This is a genomic window from Cloacibacillus porcorum, assembly GCF_001701045.1.
GTDB lineage: Bacteria > Synergistota > Synergistia > Synergistales > Synergistaceae > Cloacibacillus > Cloacibacillus porcorum.
This window is the reverse complement of sequence record NZ_CP016757.1, coordinates 1470379-1496592: the sequence shown is the minus strand read 5'-3', so window position 1 is coordinate 1496592 and position 26214 is coordinate 1470379. Positions and strand designations below refer to the sequence as shown.

Here is a 26214-nt window from a genome sequence, read left to right as displayed (position 1 = left end):
CTAGCCCTCCGCAAAAAATTCAGAGACCAGAGAATCCTGGATCTGCCACATACGCTCGCGCTCCGCGTTGTCGGCATGGTCAAAGCCAATGAGGTGGAGGAAGCCGTGACAGATGACGAGCACCGTCTCGCACTCTGCGGTCTTGCCGTTATCGGCGGCGTTCTTCGCGACGATCTCGGGACAGACGATGATGTCGCCCAGCGTAAGCCGCTCCCAATCTTCCGGCGGCTCGAACCCACCGTCCTCATTTTCCCACATCGGAAAGGAAAGCACGTCCGTAGGACCGGCAACTTCCCGGTATTCTTCATTGATCCCGGCGATCTGATCCACATCCGCGAAGGTAAGAGATATCTCGCACTCCGCGGCCGCCTCGGGGAGGATATTAGTTTTTTCAAGATAGGCGGACAGTATCTTCTCCAGCTTCTTTATCCTTTCGCCGCAGCACATGGAGCTGTTGCTCTCGTTGAATATCTCACCGCAGTGTATCGTGGTTTTCATCCTTTTCATCCTCCTCTTTTTTCTCTGTCTCGCCGGTATCGGCGACAGGAACGACGGCGGTTTCGATCGTGCCGGCGGGTATCTCTTTATGTTCTCCGCCCTTGAGCTTGGCCTCTTTGATTATCTCGTTGATATTCTTTACCTCGCGGGAATGATAGGTCGCCTGGAAGACCTCCATAAAGGCCTCCGTGATCAGCGACATCTCCTTCATCGTAAAGTCAACGTCGTTGAGCTGATTGCTCTCGATCTTACTGCGAATGACCTGATTTATGAAGTCTGAAAGCTCCCTGTTATTCTCAAAAGGCTTGTTGCGCGCCTTGACCGCGGCCTCCACGGAATCGGCAAGCATTACGAGCGCCGTCTCGCGCGACTGCGGCCGCGGCCCCGGATAGCGGAACTGGGCCTCGGTGACATTCTCGCCGAGCGCCTTCGCCTTTTCGTAGAAATACCTCTGCGAGGTGGTGCCGTGATGTTCGCTGATGAAGCGGCGCAGGGACTTTGGCAGGTTGGTCTGCGCGGCGATGTCGAGCCCCTCCTTCACATGCGATATCAGCAGCTGCCCAGAGAGCGTCGGCGGCAGGCTGTCGTGGATGTTCTTGCCGTGGCGCTGGTTTTCAACAAAATACTGCGGGTTCTTGAGCTTGCCGATGTCATGATAGTAGGCGCCCGCCTTTACAAGGAGCCCGTTCATATGCAGCTTGTCGGCCGCCGCCTCGGCAAGCGTACCGACCATAAGGACGTGGTTGTAGGTTCCGGGGGCCTCCATCTGCAGCCTCTTGATGAGCGGCTGCGAGGGATGGCTCAGCTCAAGCAGCCGCAGCGGCGAGAGGACGTCGAAGACGTTCTCCCACAGCGGCAGCAGCGCGACGACGATCGTCCCCCAGATCGCGCTGAAGAGCACCGCGCCGAGGGCGAGGTTATAGTCGAAGTAGAGGCCGAGCCCCCAGTGAATACAGATCGAGGCGGCCCCGAGGCAGAGCCCGAGGAAAAAGAGATTGCGCCAGATAGTGATGCGGTGGTTCGGCGGGTCTATAAAGAGGATGCGGCCGATGCCCGCGGAGAAGGCCGCGAGGATACAGCCGAGACATACGATGCCGGGATTGGTGCCAAAGGCGATGATGACGCTGATCACTCCGCCGCCGAAGATGATATGGAATGAAAGCGATACCGGCAGTGTAAGGCAGAGCCAGCCGGTAAGGCCGAGTACCGCCATCGAGTAGCCGCCGAAGCGGGCAAAGACGACCTCGAGGGTCCAGACGACGGAGAGCACGACGGCGATGTATATCCATTCGCGCATTGAAAGTTTTTCACGCAGACCGCTGGCGATCCACACCGGCCAGAAGCTCCAGATGGTGATCGCGCCGAGGATAAAGATAAGGTGTTTCCAAGGGAAGGTGGCGTCGGGATAGCCCTGCGAGGCGAGCAGCTTCGCCAGCGAGGGGGTGACGACCTGCCCCTTCTGTACCAGCACGGAGCCGGGACGTATCTCCTTTATGACGGAGGGTATCTGCGCGGCGACATCTTCGCGCAGCTTTTGGACCATCTCTCCGTCGGACTGCAGCGAGGGGTTGAGCAGAACGTCAAGCATCTGAAAGGCGACGTTGCGTTCGGACTGCGAGAGCTTCGTCTCCTTGAGGTATTTCCAGATAAGGGTAGTCTGCTGCTCACGATCCGTCGATTCGTCGCGGACTTTCCGCCCGATATCGAGGGCGGCCTCGACGATCTCCCTCTGCGAAGCGGCGCTCTGCCTGTTATATATACTGAGCAGCGGCGCGTTGAAGAGCTGTTTGAGTTCGCCCTTTTCCAGCAGTTCAAGACGCCGCGAGACCTCAAAGGCGATTTTTTCATCCTGCACCATGACGTCGATGATACGGGATGCCGCGCGCTGGCGCAGTTCGAGCGTCGCCGCCCGGTCCTCGTAGCGCGCGGAGGTGAGTGCGAAGTATGTCCTTTCGGAGGGGATACCGATCTGGTAGTTCTCCCTCCGGTCAAACATGTACCAGTTGACGCTTACAAGCAGCGTCGCGACACAGAGGAGGATAGCCCGAAAAATGATGTACTGCCTGTTTTCGCGCCTGAATGAAAATTTGCCGAATACGGCCTTTAAATTATCTTTCAGCCTGTTTTTCTGCTCTCCGTCTGTCATAGTCTTCGTAGGCCCTCACTATTCTCTGTACTATCTCATGGCGCACCACGTCGCCGTCGTTGAGCTTGATGAAGGAGACGCCGGGGACACCCTTCAGGATGTCCTGCACGACCTTTAGCCCCGATTCTTTTGTGCCGGGCAGGTCGACCTGCGTGACGTCACCCGTTATTACGGCCTTCGAGCCGAAGCCTAGGCGCGTAAGGAACATCTTCATCTGCTCGGGCGTAGTGTTCTGCGCCTCGTCAAGGATGATGAAACTGTCGTTGAGCGTGCGCCCGCGCATATAGGCCAGCGGCGCGAGCTCAATGACGCCCTTTTCAAAGTAACGGTCGAACCTCTCAGCCGGAAGCAGCTCATAAAAGGCGTCATAGAGCGGCCTCAGGTAGGGGGCGACCTTTTCGTTCATATCACCGGGAAGATAACCGAGGCGCTCCCCCGCTTCGACTACCGGACGCACGAGGATGATGCGGCTGATCTTCGCGGACTTCAGATAGGCGACGGCCTGGGCAACGGCAAGATAGGTCTTTCCGGTACCCGCGGGGCCGATGCCGAAGGTTATATCGTTGTCGCGGATGGCCTGGATGTAGCCCTTCTGGCCGTTTGTATATGGACGGATGGCCTTGCCCCGGTTGCTTATGCAGACGATGTCGTTATAGAGCGACCGCAGATTTACCGTCTCGCCGTTCTGGATACTGTGGAGTCCGTAGCGTATCTCTGCGCTGTTGAATTTATGGCCGGAGAGCGAGAGCTCGGCATACTGCACGAGCAGGTTCTCAAGCTTTTTTATCAGCGCTTCGTCGTCGCCCTTAATAGAGAGCGAGCTGCCCCGCGCGTATACCTTGACGGGGAAGCTCTGCTCTACAAGGCGCAGTATCTCTTCGTGCTCGGCGAGCAGCTTTACGACGGAGGCGTCGGTAAGCGAGAGGAGATTTTCGGCCTCCTGTTTTGTTTCTTTCATTACTTCAGAGTTCGCCTATACCCTTTCTACCGCCTTGACCTCGGGCACCTCAGCAATGACCGCCTGCTCGACAGTCATGCGCAGCGTCTCAAGCGCGAAGGGGCAGCTGCCGCAGGCGCCCTCCATCGCGACATAGAGCGTGGCGGTGGGTTCGTCATATTTTACGAAGGAGCAGTCGCCTCCGTGTGACTGGAGCGCGGGCGATACGTGGTTCGCAAGTACTTCCTTGATTTTTTCCTCTGTCGTCATAAGAATTCCTCCAAATTTATTTGTTTTTTGCTTCTTTCCAAAATTCATCCAGCTCGTCCAAGGTATAATCTTTCCACGGCCGGCCGGATTTTTCAACCGATTTTTCCACATCTCTGAAACGGGCGTCAAATTTTTCACAGGCCCGGTGGAGATTGATCTCAGGATCTATCCCCAGATGTCGCGAGAGGTTGACGGCGGCGAAGATGAGATCTCCCAGCTCTTCAGCGACATCCTCTTTGCCCTTACAGGCCATCGCCTCTTTGAGCTCCGCGACCTCTTCCTCGACCTTGGCGAGTACCGGCGCGGTATCGCCCTTAGGCCAGTCAAACCCAGGCTTCGCGGCGCGCTCCTGTATCCGGTAGGCGCGCAGCAGGGCGGGCATTCCGCGGGGGATACCGGCCATATAAGAGGAGTCCTCATCCTTGCCTTTGCGTTCCGCCGTTTTTATCTGCTCCCAGTTGCGCAGCACGTCGTCGGAATCTTTTACGCTTATATCGCCGAAGACGTGGGGATGGCGCCTGACGAGCTTGTTGATAAGCCTATCCATCACGTTCGAGATCGTGAAGTCGCCGCGTTCTTCGGCCATACAGGAGATAAAGACCACCTGCAGCATAAGGTCGCCGCACTCTTCGCACATATTCGGGATGTTCTGCGATTCTATCGCCTGGATAAGCTCGTAGGCCTCTTCGATTATGTAGCGGCGCAGCGACATGTAGTCCTGCTCCCTGTCCCAGGGGCAGCCGTCCGGCGCGCGCAGGCGCTTCATAACTTCGACCAGCCTGACAAATTTTTCCGACATTGCCTTTTCTTCCTGCATGGCAAATCCCTCCTGCCTGCTCTATTCTATCAGATTGACGCGGGATTTTGTTCCTGAATTATCCGCGCGATATCCTTAATTCCCGCAAATCCGCCGGGGCCGATGAAACCGTCCAGACGGCGGCGCCATTTGGGCGGCAGCTTCAGCCGCTCCCAGGCGCCGTCGGGGTTGCCCTGCAGTACCAGCTCATAGCGGCTGCAGATCATCTTCGTGAGCCCCAGATCACAGGAGGCGCCTTTGATCGCCGCGACATTGAATAAAAAATCCAGCTCATTGGGTATCCTGCCGAAACGGTCCTCCGTCTCCTCGCGCAGCTCGCGGACCTCTTCCAGAGAATCGGTCTTAAGCAGCCGCCTGTAGAGCGTGACGCGCAGATTCTCCTGCGGCAGATAGTCGCCGGGAATGGAGACGGGAAAACCGATCTCCAGCTCCATCTGCGGCCTGTAAGTGCCCTTTATCTTGGAAATTTCCTCCGCGAGCAGGTCACAATATTTCTGATAGCCGATTTTACTTGAATTGCCGTGCTGCGAGATGCCGATAAGGTCTCCGCCGCCGCGTATCTGGAGGTCGCGCTGCGCGAGCTGGTAGCCCGCCCCCAGTTCGTCAAGTTCGGCGATGGCCTCCAGCCGTTCGCTGGACTCAACGGAGATGTGGACGTTGCTGGGATAGAACAAAAAGGCGTAGGCCTGCTCCTCCCGGCGTCCGACACGCCCGCGGAGCTGGTACATCTGGGCAAGCCCAAGCTCGTGCGCGTCGTCGACGATCAAGGTATTCGCCGCCGGGATGTCCAGCCCGCTTTCGACAATCGTCGTGCAGACGAGGATATCGATCTTTCCCGCGGCAAATTCGGACATCGTCTTTTCGAGTGCCGATTCCGACGTCTTGCTGTGCGCCACCGCGATGTTAAGCTTCGGGAAGAGGCGCTTGAGCATGACGGCGCGTTCCTGTAGGTCGTTTATCCGGTTATGGACGAAGAATATCTGCCCGCCTCTGTTCTTCTCGCGCAGCACCGCGCTCTTCAGAAGCTCCTCGGAGAAGGGGCGCACCACGGTGATTACGGGCAGCCGCCGCTGAGGCGGCGTCTGTAATATCGACATGTCGCGCAGCCCGCTGATGGAAAGCGAGAGCGAGCGCGGTATCGGCGTCGCCGAGAGCATCAGCACGTCGACGCCCGGCATCGATTTTTTCAGGTGATCCTTATGCATGACGCCGAAGCGGTGCTCCTCGTCCACGATTATGAGGCCGATGTCCTTGAATTTCACGTCGTCGGTCAATATCCGGTGCGTGCCGATAAGGATGTCCACCTTGCCCTCGCTGAGGTCCTGCAATATACGTTTCTGCTGTCCAACTGGAACGAAGCGCGAGATCACCTCGACGCGTATCGGCGTATTGGCGAAGCGGGCGGTGAAGGTCTCGAAGTGCTGCTGCGCAAGCAGCGTCGTCGGCGCCATGATCGCCGTCTGTTTTCCCGCGAATACCGCCTTTCCCGCCGCGCGGATCGCGACCTCGGTCTTGCCAAAGCCGACGTCGCCGACGATAAGGCGGTCCATCGGCACGGGGCGCTCCATGTCGCGCTCCACATCCTCGATCGCGCGCAGCTGGTCGATGGTCTCCTTATAGGTAAAGCTCTCCTCAAGTTCGCGCATCATCTCCCGATTGTCGGGGAAGGAGAAGCCCTTGCTCACCTCGCGCTCGGCGTATATTTTGATAAGCTCCGCCGCGGCCTGCTCCGCCATCTGTTTCGCACGCGAAGCGGCCCGCTTCCAGTGCGAACCCTTGAGGTTGTCGGCGGTGGGCTCCTGCCCCGGCAGCGGCGACCACGGCGAAATTTTATGGAACTGCATCACGGGGATAAGCAGCCGCCGTTCCTCGGCAAACTGCAGGATGAGATATTCCTGTTCGCCGTCGGCGGTCTTTACCTGCTCCGCCCCCTGGTAGACGGCGACGCCGTATTCATCGTGGACGACCCATTGTCCCGGAATGAGCCCCGCGCCCCAGTCGCTCGGCGCTCGGTTCTCGATCCGCCGCCGGGCTACGGTGATGCCGGAGAGTTCAAGGTCGGTCATCACGGCGCACTTGGAATAGCTGTCGATAAAGCCTTCGCTCAGTATTCCCTCGCAGGCCTCAAAGCCGTTGATCCGCGCCCACTGGAGGTTGCGTTCCGCCTCCGAGACGACCTTTATCCGGTAACCGTCTTTGATCATTGAAAGGCAGTAGAGTTCTACCTCTTTAAGTTTGCCGCGGAAGTTGGGAAACTGCATGACCGCCATACGCGCGGCGCAGTTTTTTACGTCCGGCAGGATGCGCAGCCGCCTGTGGGCGGTGAAACCGGCGCAGAGCTTCTCCCAGGCCTCCCAGGGTACGGTATCTTCGCGGTCGAGGCTCTGCCAGAGCCAGACGGCGTTCTCCGCGGTCGTATCGAGCCCGTGCGGATCAAAGAAGAGTATCCGCATATCCTCGGGGAAATAGTTTTCCAGTCGGTTGTCGGACTTTGAAACAAGACTCTGCACCGAGCTTTTGCGGATGGTGCGCAGGCTCTTTTGCGTCTCGGGGACAAAGAAGCGGAGACTCTCCACCTCGTCGTCGAAAAATTCCACGCGGACGGGATACATGTCCGAGGGGCTGAAGATATCTACGATGCTGCCGCGGACGGCGAACTGCCCGGGGGTCCAGACAAGGTCGCTCCGCTCGTAGCCCTTCTGCGCGAGCCAGTCTATAAGACGGCTGCGGCCGGCCTCCCTGCCGCACTCCAGCTCCATATAGTCCCCGCCGGTCGAAAACGGCGCCATCAGGGAGGCGGGGGTGGCGGCGAGAACGCCGCCCTTGTATCGGAAATTTTCCAGGATGTCGCCGCGCACGATCCTCTGAGCCTCGCTCTTCAAATCATCCTCGGCGAGTATCATCTCCGGCAGTATCTTCACATTTTCAAGAACTCCGAGCTCCTCGGCGTCCGCCGCAAAGTCGCGCGCCTGGCGCGCGTCCGGCAGCAATACGAGCAGGGGCTGTTTTATATCACGGCAGACCCAGGGGCGCATCGCCCCCTTTGAGGCGAGATGCACTCCCCTGTTGCGGAGCCACAGATCCTCGTCCAGCGCCGCCAGGGAGCTCCCCTGGCAGAGATCTTTATTCTCCGTCATTTAACCGGAAGCCGTTCGCCTTCGACATCGCCCTGTCTGCGTCGCCGGAGAGCCAGAGCACCAGCGCCTCCCAGGCGGCGTCTTCGATCTTGTGCCACTCCCGGCGCTGTTCCTGCGGTATCTTGCCAAGCACCCAATCTTTTAGGTCCATCCGGCCCTCGGGAGAGCCGATGCCAACGCGCAGGCGCGGCACATCGAGAGTCCCTAGCGCGCCAATGATTGATTTCAGCCCGTTCTGGCCGCCCGCCGAGCCGCTTTTGCGCATACGTATACGCCCGAAAGGCAGCGCGGCGTCGTCGGATATCACGAGAATGTCCTCGGGCTCCAGATTCTGGTAGCGCGCGGCCTCGCCGACGGAGAGGCCGCTCAGGTTCATGTAGGTGTGGGGCTCAAGAAAGGAGACTCGCTCGCCGCAGCAGAGCACGGGCCCCCAATAGGCCCCACGGAATTTTATCTGCGGCTCCCGCAGCCCCAGCCTCGCCACAAAGGAATCGACGATCGTCCATCCGGCGTTATGGCGCGTCCATACATATTCATATCCCGGGTTTCCCAGGCCAACGATAAGTTTCATGATCAATCATCCCATAAATAAAACAAAAGACGCGTAACATCTACTAAGCGTCTTTAACGAAAAACCACAATATCCTCCGTCCGGAGCACAGGCATAAGACAGCGGCGCAACTTGACATCCGCCGGGGGCCGACGCCAAGTTGCCGCACTCACTGCATATATAGTCGGTAAAGCTATTATTCCTCTTCCTTGGCCGCCTTGCCCTTGGCAACGACTTCGACTTCCTTGCTCTCCTCTTCGCCCTCAACTTCTTCATCGTCCGATGATCTGAGAGCCGAGATGTGAAGCACGAGAATCTCGGGGTCCGTCAGCACGGTGACGCCCTCGGGAACGGCGAGATCCTTCACGAATACTTCGGCGCCCATTTCAAGATCCTTCGCGTCGACGACGATCTCTTCAGGGATATCGCTGGGCTGCACTTCGACGAGCACGAGACGCGTGCTGTGCGTAAGGAGTCCGCCCTCTTTGACGCCCTTCGCCGTATCGGCGTTGGCGATGCGGACGGGGATCTCGACCTTCAGCTTATGTCCCTTAAGGACCTGATAGAGGTCGATGTGACGGATCTGGCGCGTAAGCGGATGGCGCTGCACGTCACGGATAAGCGCGGAGGCCGTCGTGCCGTCGCTGATCGCAAGCTCGATGAGCGTCGTCTCTCTATGGCCGCTGTTTGCCACCGGCGCAATGGCTCTCACCGATACGGTGCCGGCAAGGCCGTTCTTGTAGTCAGGACCGTAGAGCACTACGGGGATAAGGTTCTTTGAACGGATTTTGCGGCAGGCTCCCGTTCCGGTGACCTCTCTTTTCGTGAAGTCGAGTTTTACTGTCTGATTCTTAGCCATGGGTGTTTCCTCCTCAGTATTTTTTACACTTATGTTTTTCTAAAATTATATCTCACTCCGCGCTTAACGGAAGAGAATGCTTACGGAATGCTCCGAATGGATCCTTCTCAGCGCCTCGGCGAAGAGGGGGGCTATCGAAAGCACAGTAATCTTTGCCGTCTGCTTCTCCTCTTTGAGCGGGATCGTATCCGTCAGGACCATCTCCTCGATCACGGAACCCTTAATCCTGTCGATCGCCGGTCCAGAAAGGACTCCGTGGGTTGCGCAGGCGTAAACCGCCTTCGCGCCGCGTTCTTTGAGAGCCTCCGCGGCCTTCACGATCGTACCGGCGGTGTCTACGATGTCGTCTACGAGGATGCAGGTACGGCCGTCGATATTGCCGATGATCTCCATAACTTCGCACTGGTTCGCGACTTCGTGCGAACGGCGCTTGTCGACTATGGCAAGGTCGGCGTTGTTAAGCTGCTCCGCGAACTTCCTCGCGCGCACAACGCCGCCAATGTCGGGAGAGACGACGGTCACAAGGTCATGCTCGATCTCCTTCGCAAGGATGCGGCGGAAGTATGAGGCAAGGAGGGGAATGCCTGTCAGATGGTCGACGGGAATATCGAAGAATCCCTGTATCTGTCCCGCGTGGAGGTCCGCCGCGATCACACGGTCGGCGCCGGCCTTCTCCAGCAGGTTGGCGATCAGCTTCGCCGTGATCGGCTCGCGTGAACGGGTCTTTCTGTCCTGACGCGCATAACCGAAGTAGGGCATGACAAGGTTGACGTGATAGGCCGAAGCTCTCTTGAGCGCGTCCACGATGATGAGCAGCTCGATAAGGTGCTCGTTGGCCGGCTCGCAGGTTGGCTGAACGACGTATACGTCTGCGCCGCGCACGCTCTCCTCGATGGAGACGCCGATCTCACCGTCGGAAAATCTGAACAACTTTGATGCGGAAAGAGGTACGCCGAGATTCATGCAGATATTTTCCGCGAACTGCGGATCTGCGCTGCCCGAAAATATTTTTACCTCTCGTAATCCTGCGGACATTTCATTTTCCTCCTTAATATAATTCCGTGAAGAATAATATATTAAAATTGATAACTTACTTTTTACCTTTGCCCCGACGACGGCGGCTCCAGCCCTCAATGTTTGACTGCCTCGCCCGCCCCACGCCGAGCGCGCCGTCCGGTATGTCGTTGGTGATCACCGAGCCGGCCCCGGTAGAAACGTCGTCACCCAGGGTAACGGGAGCGACGAGCATCGTATCGCTGCCGATGAAGCAGCCGCGGCCGATCTTCGTCGGATTTTTCTTCTCGCCGTCATAGTTGCAGGTGATCGTCCCCGCGCCGATATTGGTATCATCGCCAATCTCGGCATCGCCGATATACGACAGATGCGGCACCTTTGAACCGACGCCGACGCGGCTCTTCTTTATCTCGACAAAGCGGCCCATATGAGCGTTCTCCAGCAGTTCGCCGTGCTCGCGCATAAAGGCGAATGGACCTGCCGATGCCCTCGGCCCAATCGTTGAATCGTTAAGGCGTACAGACCCCTTGAGGTTCGCCTTTGCATGCACCACCGAATTACGCAGCACAGTGAAGCTGCCGATAAAGGCTTCGTCTTCGATGACCGTCTCTCCCCACAGCTGCACCGAGGGGTGGATGACTACGTCATGCCCAATCTTTACCTTTGGGCCGATCCACAGGCTCGCGGGGTCCATGCACTGCAGCCCGTTGTTTATCATAAAACCGCTGACGATACGGTCGCGCATTATCCGCGCCGCCGCCGCCAGCTGCATCTGGTCGTTTATTCCGAGGAACTCTTCGGCATGGTCGGCCTTCACGGCCTCGACCCGGCCGCCGCGCGATTCTATCAGAGCAAGCGCATCCGGCAGATAATATTCCCCCTGCGCGTTGGCGCACGATATCTTGTCTATCACGCCGGCGAGCGCCGCGGTATCGAAGATATACATGCCGCTGTTGACCTCTTTTACCTCCCGCTGCCGCTCCGTGGCATCCTTATGCTCTACGACGCGCACCTTTCCATCTTCGCGGAGGACGCGGCCGTATCCGGTGGGATCTTCAAGGTCAAAGCTCAGGAAGCTGCAGGCGTTGCCGCCCGCCGCGTGGCGTTCGGCAAAGAAGGAGAGCGTCTCCGGTTTTATCAGCGGCGCGTCGCCGGCGAGGACCATCACGTTCTCAAAATTTTGCCACCACTCCTGGGCCAGCTTAGCCGCGTGCCCGGTCCCCCTCTGTTCACGCTGCCATATTATCTCAGCACCGGGAAAGTTGTCTCTCGTCCAGCTCTCCACCAACTCACCCTCGAAACCCACCATAACGGCAATATCCCCAAAGCCGGCATCCTGCGCCGATCTTAGAGGATAATAGAGGATAGGTTCTTCAAGCATCAGATGTAGGACTTTGGGAGTTTTACTGCGCATCCGCGTGCCTTTTCCCGCAGCCAAGAGCAGAACCCCAAACGGTTTTTTTGGCTGATTCACTTTTCCGGCTCCCTTCAAAAACACGTTTTAGATGATATGACCAGCTTTTATACATAACATGGCTGGGGTGGATGGACTCGAACCATCGATGTCGGAGTCAAAGTCCGATGCCTTAGGCCGCTTGGCTACACCCCATTATGTGCAACGGACATTATAACGTTAAATTACGTAAATCCGCAAGCCTAAAAAGTGTTTTTAGTGCCGTTATGAAAAATAATGGGGCTTATGACAGCAAAGTGCATAGGAGGTGTTTTCATCGCCAACCAGGCGAATGCGTTATCCTTGACAGAAACCGCTCCTCCGATTATACTCGCAACACAGTTGTTGTTAATACTGAGAACTGAGAAAAAATTGAATATTTGTTCCATACAAGAGCTGGGAGCTCTTGCCGATATTTTTAACGGGGAGGTAGCTAAAATGCCGATAGAAGATAACTCAAAGTCTATTTTATCACGCTACATGTTATATAGTACCCCCCCCCCCGTATTTATAGTCTACATGTTATCTATGCACTAATCTCTGTCTTTCATACATTTTTAGTACCGCCGCGGACTGAATCTTGGCATATCTTTTTGTCTTTTCTGTTCCGCCAAAGCCATACCGCCAGTATCTCTACATATATCAATATAGCAAAAATACCGCAAAACAATGCCAGCCTTCTATATCGGCAATTAGTCGGGTATTCCGCACATCTCATGGGCGGACGGAAAAATCTAGCTGGCTGGAACATAGGACATCCCCTTAGGCTTAGCGTTTATGCGTCGTCAGCCTAATTTTTGCGTGGAATTTTTTCGGAAGCGGTCAACACGGACGGAATAAAATAGATTGGGGGCAGCTAAAAAAGATAACTTTTAAATACATTTGACTAATTACCAAATTTCAGGATCTGCGGAGCTAGGGAATCCGGTATATGCCGGGGCAGCCCCTGCTGCTGTAATCGGGACGAAACCGCATTATGTCATTGCCGAAAGGTGAGAAGACGCGGGAAACGGCGGAACTGTTTGTTGTGAGAGTTTTTAAGCCGTTTATGTGAAAGCGGGCATCAACGCCTTCGCAAAGTAGGATGAACGAGAGCCAGAAGACCTACCGGAGATTCGGAGTTAGCGACGCGCAGCGGGCGCAGAACGGCGATCTTCCGCATGTATTTTTATATGCGAAACTGATGTCGTATATATTTTTAAGGGAGAGAGTCGTTTTGCATCATCAAACGCTCTCTCCCTCTTTTTGTAAGGTTTTCCGGCTCCGCTGAAAGCAGAGATAAATCGCTGCTTTTATATGGAAAGGAGCTGAAAAAAATGCTATTGCCATCATACGAAAAAGAACATTGCGTTATTTCTCCCGTGTTTACCTGACCTTGTGTCCGCTGATTCTCGGAAAATAGGACAAGAAGGACGGTAATACGAGGAAGAGGGAATAACGATGCGTAAAAGAAAGATAATGACCTGTCTGGCGCTTATGGCAGCATTTCTATTATCGTCCGGCAGCGCGCGGGCGGCCGATTGGATAGAGTCCGCCGACGTCAGTTGGTACGAGACAAACTCCGCCGACGTCAGTTTTACAATCAATAGGGCGGAGGAGCTCGCGGGACTGGCGAAGCTCGTCAACGACGGAACGGAGATGTTCGAGGGCAAGACGGTAAAGCTAGGGAAAGATATAGACCTCTCCGGCAGGGTGTGGACGGCCATCGGGCACAGCACCAGAACAGGCTTCCAGCTTCTGCATTGTTTTCGCGGTACTTTCGACGGATGCGGACACACGGTGAAGGGACTCTGCGAGATTAAATCTCCAGAAATTGTATATGGTACTCCATATATTGGTTATATTGGTCTTTTTGGCTATTGCGAAGCTGTCTATCCCGCCTTTAAAAACCTGCATATCGAGGGAAATATACGCCCCTCCCAGGCAGATAAAGACGCCGGAGCCGTTGACTTCTACATCGGCGGACTGCTGGGCGCTACGCAGAGTACCGCCAATGGAACAATCAACAAAACGATTGAAAACTGCTCCTTTACCGGAAAGATCTCGTCCGACGCCCCAGGGTATGTCGGAGGGATAGCCAGTATAAGCTGGTGTGGATTCCTTAATTGCTATGTGTCAGCTGACATTACCCTAACCAGCAACGCGTATGTCGGAGGTGTAGTGGGGGAAGCCGGGCGCGGCGTCGAAAACTGCGGATTTACCGGTTCGATTGTCCTCACAGCTCCCTCGGCCAGCGGTACGTCATATGTCGGCGGCGTGGCGGGGCTGATACATACCGTCGGCTCGATGACAAACTGCGCGAGCTTCTGTGATATGAATATAAAGACCGCGCAAAACGCCCAGATTGGCGGAGTTGCGGGAAACCTATGGGGCTGGAACACGATCACCGCCTGCACCGGAGAGGGCACGATAACGGCGTCCACTCCAGAGGGCAAGAGCCTTTTTATCGGCGGCGTAGCGGGTTATGCCGATATAATATCATTTGAATACTGTTCGTCCGCCATTTCCATCTCAGCGTCATCAGCGATGACCGGAGGAATGGTTGGGCGTGGAAAAACAATCGGCATTTTCACGGGGTGCGAATGGCTCGGCGGCGTAGGCCAGGCGGAAAAGGCTGTGGGCGATATCGACGGCGTCACCGACGAACAAGCTCTCAAGGTGACCGAAGCGAAAAACCTCCGCGCGGCCTCCGCGATATTGCCGCCTATTTACAAAATTACGGAAAACATTCCCACAACAGTAAAGGCTCTCGTCTTCCCAACCAGCTGCGGCAACATGAGCGAACTAGGGTTTTCCTGGGGGACCTCGAATAAATCCGCCCTCAAGGTGGCCTCCTCCTCCGGCAATACGGCCGTGATAAGGGGCAGAAAAAGCGGCACTGCTGAACTTTATCTCAGCGCCTCCGGCTTTCCCGGCGGAAATTCATGGTCGCTGAAGGCGGTGGTGCTGAGCGTGCTCTCTTCGCTGCGAAAGCTTGTGCTCAGCGCTGAAGAGATGATCCTCAACAGCGCCGGCGCGAGCGAAGAGGTGACGGCCTCCATCACTCCCGAAAGCGGCGCATCATATCCGGAACTGAAATGGAGCTACGAAGTGGTCTCCGGCGACGCTGCCACGAACGACGACCTTGAGATCACTTACATCGAATCTACGCGCAGGGTAAAGGTAACACTCGTGAATTTCGTTGAAGGAGCTCAGTATAAGCTTACGTCGAAAGCCGTTGACGGAACAGACCTATCGGCCTATTTGACCGTCACGGCCAAGGCGGACCCGGCGGCGGAAAGCTCGGGCGGCTGCTCGGCGGTGGGATCCCTCGCGCTTCTGCTGGCGCTGCCGGCGGCGTTTATGACGACGCGCGGCAGGCACAGCCGCCGCGGATAGGAGGTGCGAAAGATGAACGAAAAAACATTCTCCGCGATGAGACGCGCAATCGCCGCGCCGCTGGCGGCGTTCCTGCTGATCTTCATATTCGCCGCGATGTCGTTCGCCGACTCGTGGACGGTCGACACTAAGTGGTATGACGACTACAAGACGACGCGCGGCACAAAGGAAAAACCCTTCCTCATCTCGACGCCCGAGGAGCTGGCCGGGCTCGCGCAGCTGACCAACAAGGTCGGCGACTGGCTAAATCCCAGCGTATTGTTTAAGGGTAAATATATACTGCTTACGCGCAACATCGACCTTCAGAGCAAGGAATGGGCGCCGATAGGGTGGAAGATCGACTATAAAATCGTTACGAGCGGCTTTAACAAGATACCGAACTACAAGGGTTTTGACGGCACCTTCGACGGCGGCGGCCATACGATATCTGGCCTTTCGATCGTAACCTGTGAAAATCTCTACGTGCATAACAGCGTTCAGAGCGAAACGGCGGGGCTATTCGGTTACCTTGACAACGAGGGCACTGTAAAGAACCTGGCAGTCAAGGGAAGCGTCAACGCCTCAAAATGCGAGGACGTAGGCGGTATAGCCGGCTGGGCCGACGGCGTCATCGAGAACTGCGCCACCGATGTCTCCGTCTTCGCCACCAGCTCCAAGAGGGGCTACGCCGGAGGCATCGCCGGACTCAACGGCAATCCGAAGGGCGACGGCTCCGGCCCCGTGACAGACGGGATCAAGGCGATGATCCGCAACTGTGTCGTCTTCGGTAATGTAAGCTCCACGCCAATCAGCTACTCCTACGCTGGCGGTATCGTCGGCTTCTCAAGCTGGTACCACGGCGAGGTGCGCAACTGCGTCGCTCTTTGCAAGTCGATAATCGCCAGCATGGACGCTGGCGGTATTTTCGGCGGCTTCAACAGCAACATTACGGCAAACTCGGTCTCCGTGGCCGCGAAGGTAAAAGCCGCTGACGCCTCCGGCATCGTCGGCGCCTACGGATACGACTACCAGAACTGCTACTGGCTGAAGATGACGGATGATCAGCCCCTGAACGGCAACGCGTCCATGGGGCATTATGAGTACGGCAGAGTGACGGATGAAAACAAGCTGCCCGTGGCCGCTGCGATATTCGACGCCGCTGACTTTGGCACGATAAAGCCGGGCGACGAACGCGAGATACATATCGTCTCCTACCCGACGCAGGCCGATGCCTCCGGGCTCAAATATACGTGGCACGTGGACGGGACGAAACTTCAGATAGTAAGTGGACAGGGCACGAACACAATCAGGGTCAAAGCTCTCGCCGCGGCGGAAGATATATCCTATGCCGCGCTCTCCGCGGATGTAAAAGGCCTTCTCGGCTATACGGACGCTGGTTCCGGACAGCCGAAGGACAGGTATATATCGAACTTTGACACCTCGGTGACGCTGGAGGCGACCTTAAAGGTAGCCTCGGCAAGTATCCCCGTGGAATCCGTGATTGCTTACGGAGACGCCTCGGATATTAAGGAGGGCGAAACGAGAAGCCTGGGCGTCGCGGTCGTTCCCTCCGACGCGGACGACACGAGCGTAACATGGGCGCTTACGGCGCTCTCCGGCGAAGCGCTCTCCGATGACGTGATACTGAACCAGAAAGACGACGGGACGCTTGAAGTCACGCTGAGAAAGGGGCATGAGAAGGCCTACGGATACACCTTTACGGTAACGGCGAAGGACGGCGGCCTCAAAGATTCCATCACACTTACGGGTGCGCCGGTCACGGATGTGGACATCTCCGGCGTCATCCCCCTCGGAGCCGTCGTTCCGACCTACGCGGAAGCTCTTAAGGCCGTCGGCGCGACCTCGGATATGCTCGTTGATATTGCGGCGGCCTGCGGTGTCGACATCTCCGTTTTCAGGACCAATTCAAAGGGCATCGTATACCTGAACTCCGCCGTGCTCGGCGCCGCGGTCGACTACGCCGCCTCGCTGGACAAGGTGGAGGTGACACAGATCAAGCCGCTGCCGATTCTCAGGATGACCACCTCACAGGCCGGCAAACTAGCGGTGACGGCGCTCGTCATCAGCGGAGACGCGCTCCTAGCCTACACCCCGCAGGAGGTCAAGCTTGTCAAGACACGCCCCGACGGTACCGGAGAATTCTTCGCCTACGCGGAGGATCAGGATGCCTTCGGCAACAAGCGCTTCACGTTGCAGACTATGGACGATAAGACGATGGCGCCGACGGATAAGATAGACCCGGCGCAGCCATACAAACTGGTGCTCTATATCCAGGACAACAGCAATTTCGATATGGATCCGGAGGACCGCAGCATCATCGATCCCATTGCCGTCGTCAAGCTCGCGAAAGAGACACCGGCGCCCTCCGGAGGCTCGTCCGGCGGATGCAACGCTGGCGCTGTCGGAATAATGCTGTTGGCTGTGATCCCCCTGTTTATGCGTGCCCCAAAAAAGAAGTTCAGGCAGTAATCTATCGGAGCCGGTGCCGGTTCGGATATAGACGGCGCCGCTCCATAGTAAATAAAAAGAGGAGAATGAAAAATGTCAAGAAAAGTTTTTTTGTTTATTTTACCGCTGATAGCGGCTGTATCTCTATTGTCGTCCGGCAGCGCGCGGGCGGCCGATTGGATAGAGTCCGCCGACGTCAGTTGGTACGAGGCAAACTCCGCCGACGTCAGTTTTACAATTAATAGGGCGGAGGAGCTCGCGGGACTGGCGAAACTCGTCAACGACGGGACGCAAAATTTTGCCGGCAAAACCGTGCGCATTGGCGCTGATATCGACTTGAGCGGCAAGGTGTGGACGGGTATCGGAATAACGGGAAAAACATTCTCCGGATTGTTTGACGGTCAGGGATACACCGTAGGCGGCCTCGGCGCCGTCAAATGCGGAGAGCCGGGCGGAGATTATATCGGATTCTTCGGCAAACTCAACGGTGGTCTCACCTTAAATATCAGGAACCTCAACGTCGCGGGAAATGTCTCCGTCGCTCCGGAAACCATCGCGGGAAGAGACTATCTGGGTTACAGCGTCGGCGGCATCGCCGGCTGGGCACAGGGAACAGCCGCGACCAGCTCGATAGAAAACTGTTCCTTTAAAGGCAGCGTCAAGGGGTACGGCGACGGAGATGTCGGTGCGATAGCCGGATATGGCGCCATGGTGCTTCGCAACTGCAGCGCCGAGGCGTATATAACCACCGATAACTCGGGAAACGACAAAAACACTACCGTTACCTGCTTGGGCGGCCTCTGTGGAAATGCCGCCCAACCGATAGAAAACTGCTTTTTTAGCGGCTCGATAAAGAACGCCGAGGCCGTGGGCCCAGTCAGCGCGGGGGGCATTGCCGGCACCACCGGCACGGGGGCCGCTCTCACGAATTGCGCCGTCTCATGCGACATTGACGTCATCGGCGGACAGTATCCCACGGTGAACATCAACAGCGCCAAATATATGAATAACGCCGGCGGGATAGCCGGAGTCGTTCAATGGCAGGCAATAGTGGGATGTTCGGCGCAGGGAAGCATAAAGATCAGGTCGTCGGCGGCTGGAGACGCCTTTGTGAACGCCGGCGGCATTGTCGGTGTCAAAGATAATAACATGGATCTCAATATAGAGCACTGTTCGTCAACAATGAAAATCGACGCCGCCTCAGGCCACGCGGGAAGTTTAGTCGGATTCATCCCGGATGTTGTCAATACTAAGATGTATCAATGTGAGTGGCTGGCGGGCGAGGGACTTCCCTTAAACGACTATGTGGCCCAAACCGTAATTCCCGATAACAGGCTTAATTACAGCGTAACGAAAGTAGCCGACGCCGCCGAGCTAATGCCCGTTTCGCTCCTATCTCAGCCTACGGTACGGATTTTGGAGAACAAAAGCTATTCTCAGAGGGTGATGTGTTTCCCGTCTGTCGCCGGAAAAACGAATGGCCTCGCCTGGTCATGGGGAACGGCCGATAGCGCCGTCGCTTCGATAGTTTTCGCTGTCAGAGAAAGCGCGCTGGTCAGGGGCGTCAAAGCGGGTACCACAGACATTCTGGCCTCGGCAAATGGTTTTCTCGGTGAAAATTCATGGACGGCAAAGACATACGCCGCTGTCACCAAGGTGATGCTCACCTCTCTCGCGCTTGACGCGGAGTCTGTCACGCTGGCGGACGCCGGCGATTCAAAGGTCATAACGGCCTCTCTCTTGCCAGAGGAAGAGGTGTCATATCCCGTTTTACGCTGGGACCTTAAGGTAACCTCGGGCGACGCGGCGGCGGTCGACGACATAGAATTAACGCACGTCGGCAGTTCGAAACAGTTGAAGGCGACCCTGCTCAAATACGTGCCGGGGGCTCAGTATCTGCTTTCCGCCTATACGGTGGACGGGTCGGAACTTTCAGCTGACGTCATCATCAACGCGGCGAAGGAAAAAGCCCCTAACGGCGGTTCGCACAGTTCCGGCGGCTGCAACGGAGGCGCCTGGGGCTGGCTTTCGCTCTTTGTGGCTGTTCCGCTTGCCGCCGTTTTAAAAAAACGGATCACCTTGAACGGAGGCAATAATCATGAATAATACCCTTAAAAAAATCAGCCGTCATTTCGCGCTCGCGGCGGTGGCCCTGCTCATCATTATTCTGTCCGCAGGTTCGGTGATGGCCGCGTCGGATTCGTGGACGCCCGATACTTCATGGTATGACGATTATAAGAATGAGCGCGGGAGCGTGGATAATCCATTTCTGATCTCCACTCCCGAAGAGCTGGCTGGCCTAGCGAAGATGGTCAATGTTCCCTCCGGCCAATGGGGGGTCACAAAGGTGAGCCTTAAGGACAAACACATTCTCCTGACACGCGACATAAACCTTGAAGACAGGGAATGGGCGCCTATAGGGTGGTATCTGAGCTATACAACAACATCAGGATGGACACAGACCAGAGAATACGAGGGCTTCGACGGCAGCTTCAACGGCGGCGGCCATACGATCTCCGGACTGAAGATAGAAACATGCGAAAACGTTCCGCTGTATAACTCAAAACAGACAGAGGCGGCAGGCCTTTTCGGCTATATTTCCATCGACGGTAAGATAAGAAACCTTGTCGTGAAAGGAAAGGTCAATGCCTCCGAGTGCGAAGGCGTGGGCGGCATTGCCGGCTGGGCGGACGGACTCATCGAGAACTGCGTCACCGACGTCGAAGTGCGGGCCACGAGCTCCAAGAGGGGCTACGCGGGCGGCATCGCGGGACTCAACGGCGGACCGCAAGGCGATGATATGACGAGCGAAAACCCTTATGCCATTATCCGTAACAACGTAGTTTTGGGAAGCGTCTTTTCCACGCCGGCATCTTTCTCGTACGCGGGCGGCATTGTGGGATTCTCTCATTGGTACAAAGGAAAAGTGCGGAATAACGTAGCGCTTAGCCCCTCAATAGTCGCCGGGATGGACGCGGGCGGCATCTTCGGTGGTTTTAATAGTATCATAACCGCTGATAACGTCTCTGCCGCCCAAAAGGTTTCTGCCTCTCCCGGAAATGTCGGAGGCGTAGTTGGCAATTTTGGTTTTGGTTACCAGAATTGCTACTGGCTCTATCAAAACAGGGAACAGCCTGAATACGCGTGGGGCGGCAGCGGAATAACAGGACGCATCACCGACCCAGCCAAGCTTCCGGTGACGGCAGTCATTATGGATACCAATGACCTTAAAACCATCAAAAGCGGCGAAACGCGCGATATCCATATCACCGCATACCCGCTTACGGCCGACGCCTCGTCTCTCAAATATACGTGGAGCGTTGATACGTCAAAGCTTGAGGTTGTAAAGGGAGAAGGTACGCCGACGCTCACCGTGAAGGCAAAGGATCACGCTGAGACGAAGAATATCTTTGCCTCCATATCCGCCGACGTTTCAGGTCTGCTGGGCCACACGGGCTCGTCCGATCCCTATATCTCCAACTTTGAGACAGCGGCCTCTGTTCAAGGCGTTCTTAAAATCGCGTCAAGTGCGATTCCCGTGGAGGGAATTACGGCCTACGGTTCAAACACTGCGTGGAAAGAGGGCGAGACCCGGGTTCTGGGAGCCTCTGTAAGACCTTCGGACGCCGATGCCGGCGATGTCGTCTGGACGCTCTCCGCTGTCAGCGGAGCTGCATCGTCGGAAGATGTCATCATGAAAAATGCCGGAAACGGTAATCTTTCGATACTCCTCCGCTCCGGGCATAAAAAGGATTACGCCTACACCTTTACGGCAACGACCGCTGACGGTAAATTTTCAGACTCAATAACGGTAGTCGGAGCTCCTGCGACAGATGTTGAGATATCTGGATTTATTCCAACCGGCAATGCGGTTCCCAATTATGTCGACCCAGTGAAACCCATAGGAGCAACGAGCGCGGTCATAGAAGATATCGCCGCCGCAGTCGGTATCGACGTCTCTGCCTTCAGGGTCGGTTCAAACGGAATCCTTTATCTTAATAGCGAAAAGGTGAGCGCGGCGGTTAAAGACGCGGAGGATAGAGACAATCTTAAAGTGTCGGCGATAATTCCTCTGCCGTTATTCTCTGTTGAGGTAAGCGCTGCGGGCAAGATCGCGGCCGCCGGCATAATTATCAGCGGAGACCGTCTCATGGCCGACACCCCGCAGAAGGTCGCGCTCGTCAAGACACGCCCCGATGGTACCGGCGAATTCTTTGCCTACGCAGAGGATCAGGATGCCTTTGGCAACAAGCGCTTCACGCTGCAGACTATGGACGATAAGATGATGGCGCCGACGGATAAGATAGACCCGGCGCAGCCATACAAACTGGTGCTCTATATCCAGGACAACAGCAATTTCGATATGGATCCGGCGGACCGCAGCATCATCGATCCCATTGCCGTCGTCAAGCTTGCGGAAGGCTCTCCTGCCCCTACTGGCGGCTCATCCGGCGGCGGCTGTAACGGCGCCGGATACGCGGGAATTATCCTGCTGGCGGCAATTCCAGTTGTTTCGCGTACCTTAAAGAAAAAATCCCTAAAATAATTTGGAGCAAATCATAGCCCCTCCGGCTTGTTTTTGAGCCGGAGGCGGCCTTATGACTGAAAGGCTGAAGAGATGAAAAAATACCTTTTTATCGCAGCGCTGTGTCTGTGCCTTGGCGCGGGAGTGGCGGCCGCGGCGGATGACACCGTAGGGCTGCCGGAGGAGAAGATCACCACCGACGCCGAAGTGGAGGATAAGCTGCTCCTTTCACCCGGCAGCGTCACCGTCATCAAACCGCAGGAGATGAAGGGAGAGCAGAAGACTCTCCCAGAACTGCTCAAGCAGGTGCCGGGGCTGCATATTATCGAAACGAAGGGGCGCGGCGCCTATACTACCGCCTCCGTGCGCGGCAGCAGCTCTTCACAGGTCTCCGTCTATGTCGACGGCGTGCTGATGAATCTCGGCAGCGAGGCCGCCGTCGATCTTTCCACTATTCCCGTGGAGAATGTCGAGAGGATCGAGGTCTACCGCGGTTATATCCCCGCGCGCTTCGGCGGCGCCTCTATGGGCGGCGTCATCAATATTATCACCCAAAAACCCGAGAGGGCCGGCGGCTCGGTGACCGCCGGCCTCGGCTCTTTCGGACGCCTCACGGGCGGGCTCTCTTATAATACGCCGCTGGGAGAGGGCGCGCTGATGGCCTCCGTCAATTTCGACCGCACGGACGGCGATTTCGAGTATTGGAATGATAATAATACTCCCTATACTCCAGACGACGATTATAAGGCGGAGAGGCAGAATAACGGCTATAAGAATTCAAACGTCCTGCTCAAGTGGAACAGTGAGAGGTGGCAGGTGGAGGGCGGCTGGAAGCGCAACGACCGCGAGCTGCCCTATTCTGCCCCAGGGGCGGACAAGCCGGACAGCGTGCGCGGGGCGACGCAGGTGACGGACCAGTGGAATACGGTCGTGACGCGACGCGGCAGGATGGGCGATCTCGATTATGGCCTGAGGCTCGAGTATTTGCATCAGACTAAGGATTATGACGATCCCTCAGACACGATCGGCGGCTGGGGCGAGCAGCATAACCGGTATGAGACAAAGCGCTTCGGCGCCGCCGTCGACGGCTCGCTGCCACTCGGGGAGAATCATCTCGTCGAATTTCTCTGGAATTATTATAACGAGGAGCTCCATACGACGGGAGATATCGTGAAGAATTTCGGCGGACGGGAGCGTCATACGCGCAATTCATGGAACGGGCAGATACAGGACACGATCAGCCTCAACCGGACCGGGGATCTCTGGCTCACGCCTATCATACGCTGGAACACCGCCGAAGGGGTCACGGAGTTTTCCTGGGGGGCGGCGCTGACCAAGAAATTTGGCCAAGGCTGGACGGCAAAGGTCACGGGCGGCACCTATAACCGCGCCCCCAATCTTTACGAGCTTTACGGCGACGGCGCTTTCATCATCCCCAACGAGGGGCTGAAGTGGGAAGACGGCACGCAGTACGACGTGGGGATTGCCTGGGAGGGAGAGCTCTCCAAGGCCAGCGTCAAAGCGGAGCTCACCTATTTTTACCGCAAATCGAACAACCTCATAGATTATCTGATGGTCAATCCAAGATACGCACAATATGTGAATATCGGAAACGCGGAGATATCGGGAGTTGAACTTGAAGCGACGGTGAAACGTGACAAGTGGGACCTCTATATCTCCGCTACATGGATGGATCCCAAGAATAAGACTTCGGGATATATGTATGACGACCCGCTGCCGAACCGTCCCGAGTGGGAGGGGCTGCTGCGGGTGAGCCGGAAGATATTGAAGGACGACAGGGGTACTATCTTCGCGGAGCTGCACCACATCGGGAAGAATTATTACGACATGCAGGGCGAGGTCGGCTGGGATAATCTGACGACCTTCGGGCTCGGCATGCGCTGGCAGTTACGCGACGACCTCAAGCTGGTCTTCGGCGTGGACGACGTTTTCAACGCCGGACCCGACGTAATGCTCTTCGCCACCGGCAACGGGCCGGAGAGGACTCTGTGGTATCCGATACAGGGAAGGGCCTTTTACGCCTCTCTGATCTGGACCTTCTAGAACGACAAATTGCATTATATAAAGAAAGAAGAGGAGGAAATACACATGCGCAGAAAATTTATCATGCTGATGCTCGCCCTCAGCCTGTTGGCCGCATCGCTGCCGGCACAGGCGGATCTGCTCTTTACCAGGCAGGACAATGGATACTCCAATACGGCGCTGGGAATCATCCAGGGCGCCGGAGATCCCGTTTCACCGCTCGTCAGCAACATGGGGGGTAACTCGGGACAGGGGATATACCCTTTTAAAAACGCCGACGGTAATTTCAGGATCGCGATAACGCTCTACACGGGAAACGGTACCGACGTTATCTCCATTTACAATCCCGGGGAACAATCTCAGTGGACACAGCAGTCGTCATGGAAAGCCCCGCTGCGCGAGGCTACCACCACTCTCCATAATACCAGAATGATGGTGGAGATGGGAGGCAGCCTCTACGCCACAGCCTACGATATCCCTATCGTCAGCCGCGTAAGTACAGCCAATGACGTCTATAAACAGGATAAAAAATACGAATATTACCATAATGATTCGAAGTATAACGGACACGGGGAAGCCTTAAACGCCTATAACGGGAATTTGTACGCGATCTTTACCGGCAGCAACGACCCCTGGAACACGACATCGGGATCATACCGGCTCAATCAGCTTGTAAAGCTTGACTCCGAGCTCAACGAACTGGCGCGTGTTGAGATGAAGGGCAAAAATCTCGACGGCTTCACACCGGGCGCGTATTCCCAGAAAGAGGGCAGGTTGTACGTCGCCACGCTGGGCGGTGTACAGAAGTTTGGAGACGAATGGAATCCCGAATCATGCATAGAGATGGCTGACCTCAATACTATGGAGGTCACCAGCCTCATAACCGCGGGAGAGATGAACGTTGTCGACCCAACCTTTAAGCATATGTTTGACGCCGTGGTCTTCGTCGGAGACAAGGTATATATACAGGCCGCCAAATGGACTTCGGGCGAGGACTACACCGCCGGATACAGCATCCGCATCTATGAGACGACGCTGGAAAAGCTGAGTAAAGGCGATATCGGTAAGCTGCTGAGGGATTTCACAGGTGATTACGGCTATCGCCTGGGACTGGCATATGACGAGAGTACAAATTATCTTTGGGCAGGCGTCGGCTACAGCCTCTGGCGCTACGACGGTGCAAACTGGACCGAGTTCGGAAGCAACGCCCTCAGCGGCAATATCTCCGCTTATACAGCGGTAAGCCCGACGGGAACCATTACGCCGGTCGAACCGGACACTCCGTTGGGAGACGGCGGCGGTGGCGGCGGATGTAACGGCGACTGGGGAGCGATAGCTCTTCTGGCACTGATGCCGCTCTTCTTGAGAAGGCGCGTCTGAACAAATAAGTGATAATGAGCACAGCAACGCTCATCGCTGAATTTAGCATAGGTAATTAATTGACGCCAGCCTCGTACGATTTTTAAGAGGCTGGCCTTCCATGCTTTATATCTCAACGTCAAATCTCAGTCATCAGATAATCTTCTTCACCAGAGTATAGTAATTCGCGGGGAAATATTAAAAAACAAAAAAATACGCGAACTCGGCTGACGCGGGTTTTGTTGACAAAAGGCGGTTCTTGCTGTAAGAATAAATAGTTAGTGATATAAAACAGACGGTAAGCGCCCAGTAAGGGAATCCGGTGAGAATCCGGAGCAGCTCACACTACTGTAAAAGCTACGAAACGCCATCGGCCACCGGGACACCGGGAAGGCGGCGAAGTAGGACTGAAGCTTTAAGTCAGGAGACCGATCGTCTGTTTCACAGCGCGATTTTGTGGAGGGATCGTGGTTCGTGCGAAAAATACCGCCGTTACCGGCGCGTACGCACCCTGTAGGTTGTGAAATCCGGGGCCTCCATCTTGGAGGCCCCTTTGTTTTATCTGAAAGAGGGGTATCTGTGAACAATCAAAAGGCCGAATACTATTTTACCGCCATCGTCGGACAGGAGGATATGAAAAAGGCTCTGATCCTCAACGTAGTCAACCCGTCTCTCGGCGGAGTCCTTATACGCGGCGAGAAAGGGACGGCAAAGTCCACCGCCGTACGGGCACTCGCCCAGCTCTACGTATACTTCGAGGACAGAATCCCGGAATAATTC

General features: G+C 56.1%; 17 protein-coding genes, 1 tRNA gene and 2 riboswitches. Of the genes, 7 read left to right on the top strand and 11 right to left on the bottom strand.

The genetic code is table 11. From position 1 onward, the window contains the following. From ybeY to BED41_RS06685, 11 genes are all read right to left on the bottom strand, one after another. A complete protein-coding gene (gene ybeY, locus BED41_RS06735) occupies positions 1-498 on the bottom strand; it encodes an rRNA maturation RNase YbeY (RefSeq protein ID WP_066744294.1) in 498 nt (165 codons plus the stop codon). Beyond that, a complete protein-coding gene (locus tag BED41_RS06730; protein ID WP_066744293.1) occupies positions 473-2644 on the bottom strand; it encodes an HD family phosphohydrolase in 2172 nt (723 codons plus the stop codon). Before BED41_RS06730 ends, ybeY begins: the two co-directional genes overlap by 26 nt. Next, the gene (locus tag BED41_RS06725; protein ID WP_066744289.1) at positions 2607-3602 is read right to left on the bottom strand and encodes a PhoH family protein; all 996 of its coding nucleotides are present in this window, start codon (positions 3600-3602) and stop codon (positions 2607-2609) included. Before BED41_RS06725 ends, BED41_RS06730 begins: the two co-directional genes overlap by 38 nt. Before the next feature lie 15 nt (positions 3603-3617). After that, complete coding sequence (locus tag BED41_RS06720) at positions 3618-3851, bottom strand: NifU family protein (protein WP_066744287.1); 234 nt, start codon at positions 3849-3851, stop codon at positions 3618-3620. Positions 3852-3867: 16 nt separating this feature from the next. Beyond that, on the bottom strand, positions 3868-4668 hold the full coding sequence (gene mazG, locus BED41_RS06715) for a nucleoside triphosphate pyrophosphohydrolase (protein WP_066744285.1): 801 nt from the start codon (positions 4666-4668) through the stop codon (positions 3868-3870). Between the two features lie 29 nt (positions 4669-4697). Beyond that, complete coding sequence (gene mfd / locus BED41_RS06710; protein ID WP_084002305.1) at positions 4698-7805, bottom strand: transcription-repair coupling factor; 3108 nt, start codon at positions 7803-7805, stop codon at positions 4698-4700. Beyond that, positions 7792-8376 (bottom strand): aminoacyl-tRNA hydrolase, encoded by a 585-nt coding sequence (pth, locus tag BED41_RS06705; RefSeq protein ID WP_066744283.1) that lies wholly within the window; start codon positions 8374-8376, stop codon positions 7792-7794. The genes mfd and pth overlap by 14 nt, the downstream gene beginning before the upstream one ends. Before the next feature lie 175 nt (positions 8377-8551). After that, positions 8552-9214: a 50S ribosomal protein L25 gene (locus BED41_RS06700; RefSeq protein WP_066744281.1), complete on the bottom strand. Its 663-nt coding sequence runs from the start codon at positions 9212-9214 to the stop codon at positions 8552-8554. A 63-nt stretch (positions 9215-9277) separates the two neighbouring features. Further along, positions 9278-10249 carry a ribose-phosphate diphosphokinase gene (locus BED41_RS06695; RefSeq protein ID WP_066744279.1) on the bottom strand — a complete coding sequence of 324 codons (972 nt, stop codon included), beginning with the start codon at positions 10247-10249 and terminating at the stop codon, positions 9278-9280. Between the two features lie 55 nt (positions 10250-10304). Beyond that, positions 10305-11702 (bottom strand): bifunctional UDP-N-acetylglucosamine diphosphorylase/glucosamine-1-phosphate N-acetyltransferase GlmU, encoded by a 1398-nt coding sequence (gene glmU, locus BED41_RS06690; protein ID WP_084002304.1) that lies wholly within the window; start codon positions 11700-11702, stop codon positions 10305-10307. Between the two features lie 59 nt (positions 11703-11761). Beyond that, a tRNA-Gln gene (locus BED41_RS06685) sits at positions 11762-11837 on the bottom strand. A 729-nt stretch (positions 11838-12566) separates the two neighbouring features. Beyond that, positions 12567-12807: riboswitch (cobalamin riboswitch) on the top strand. A gap of 314 nt (positions 12808-13121) precedes the next feature. Between BED41_RS06685 and BED41_RS06675 the strand changes: the two genes are divergently transcribed. The 7 genes from BED41_RS06675 to BED41_RS16790 all read left to right on the top strand — a co-directional run bounded on the left by BED41_RS06675 (position 13122) and on the right by BED41_RS16790 (position 26211). After that, positions 13122-15059, top strand: coding sequence for a hypothetical protein (locus tag BED41_RS06675; protein WP_066744274.1), 1938 nt, complete (start codon positions 13122-13124; stop codon positions 15057-15059). A gap of 12 nt (positions 15060-15071) precedes the next feature. Further along, the gene (locus BED41_RS06670; RefSeq protein ID WP_066744272.1) at positions 15072-17528 is read left to right on the top strand and encodes a Synerg-CTERM sorting domain-containing protein; all 2457 of its coding nucleotides are present in this window, start codon (positions 15072-15074) and stop codon (positions 17526-17528) included. A gap of 72 nt (positions 17529-17600) precedes the next feature. Further along, positions 17601-19613, top strand: a complete 2013-nt coding sequence (locus tag BED41_RS06665; RefSeq protein WP_084002303.1) for a GLUG motif-containing protein — start codon at positions 17601-17603, stop codon at positions 19611-19613. Continuing rightward, on the top strand, positions 19606-22053 hold the full coding sequence (locus tag BED41_RS06660) for a hypothetical protein (protein ID WP_066744270.1): 2448 nt from the start codon (positions 19606-19608) through the stop codon (positions 22051-22053). The genes BED41_RS06665 and BED41_RS06660 overlap by 8 nt, the downstream gene beginning before the upstream one ends. A gap of 72 nt (positions 22054-22125) precedes the next feature. Continuing rightward, positions 22126-24096 (top strand): TonB-dependent receptor plug domain-containing protein, encoded by a 1971-nt coding sequence (locus BED41_RS06655; RefSeq protein WP_066744269.1) that lies wholly within the window; start codon positions 22126-22128, stop codon positions 24094-24096. Positions 24097-24141: 45 nt separating this feature from the next. Continuing rightward, complete coding sequence (locus BED41_RS06650; protein ID WP_066744268.1) at positions 24142-25455, top strand: Synerg-CTERM sorting domain-containing protein; 1314 nt, start codon at positions 24142-24144, stop codon at positions 25453-25455. 258 nt (positions 25456-25713) lie between these two features. Then, a riboswitch (cobalamin riboswitch) is annotated at positions 25714-25885 on the top strand. A gap of 128 nt (positions 25886-26013) precedes the next feature. Next, complete coding sequence (locus tag BED41_RS16790; protein WP_066744267.1) at positions 26014-26211, top strand: ATP-binding protein; 198 nt, start codon at positions 26014-26016, stop codon at positions 26209-26211. Positions 26212-26214: the final 3 nt, after the last annotated feature.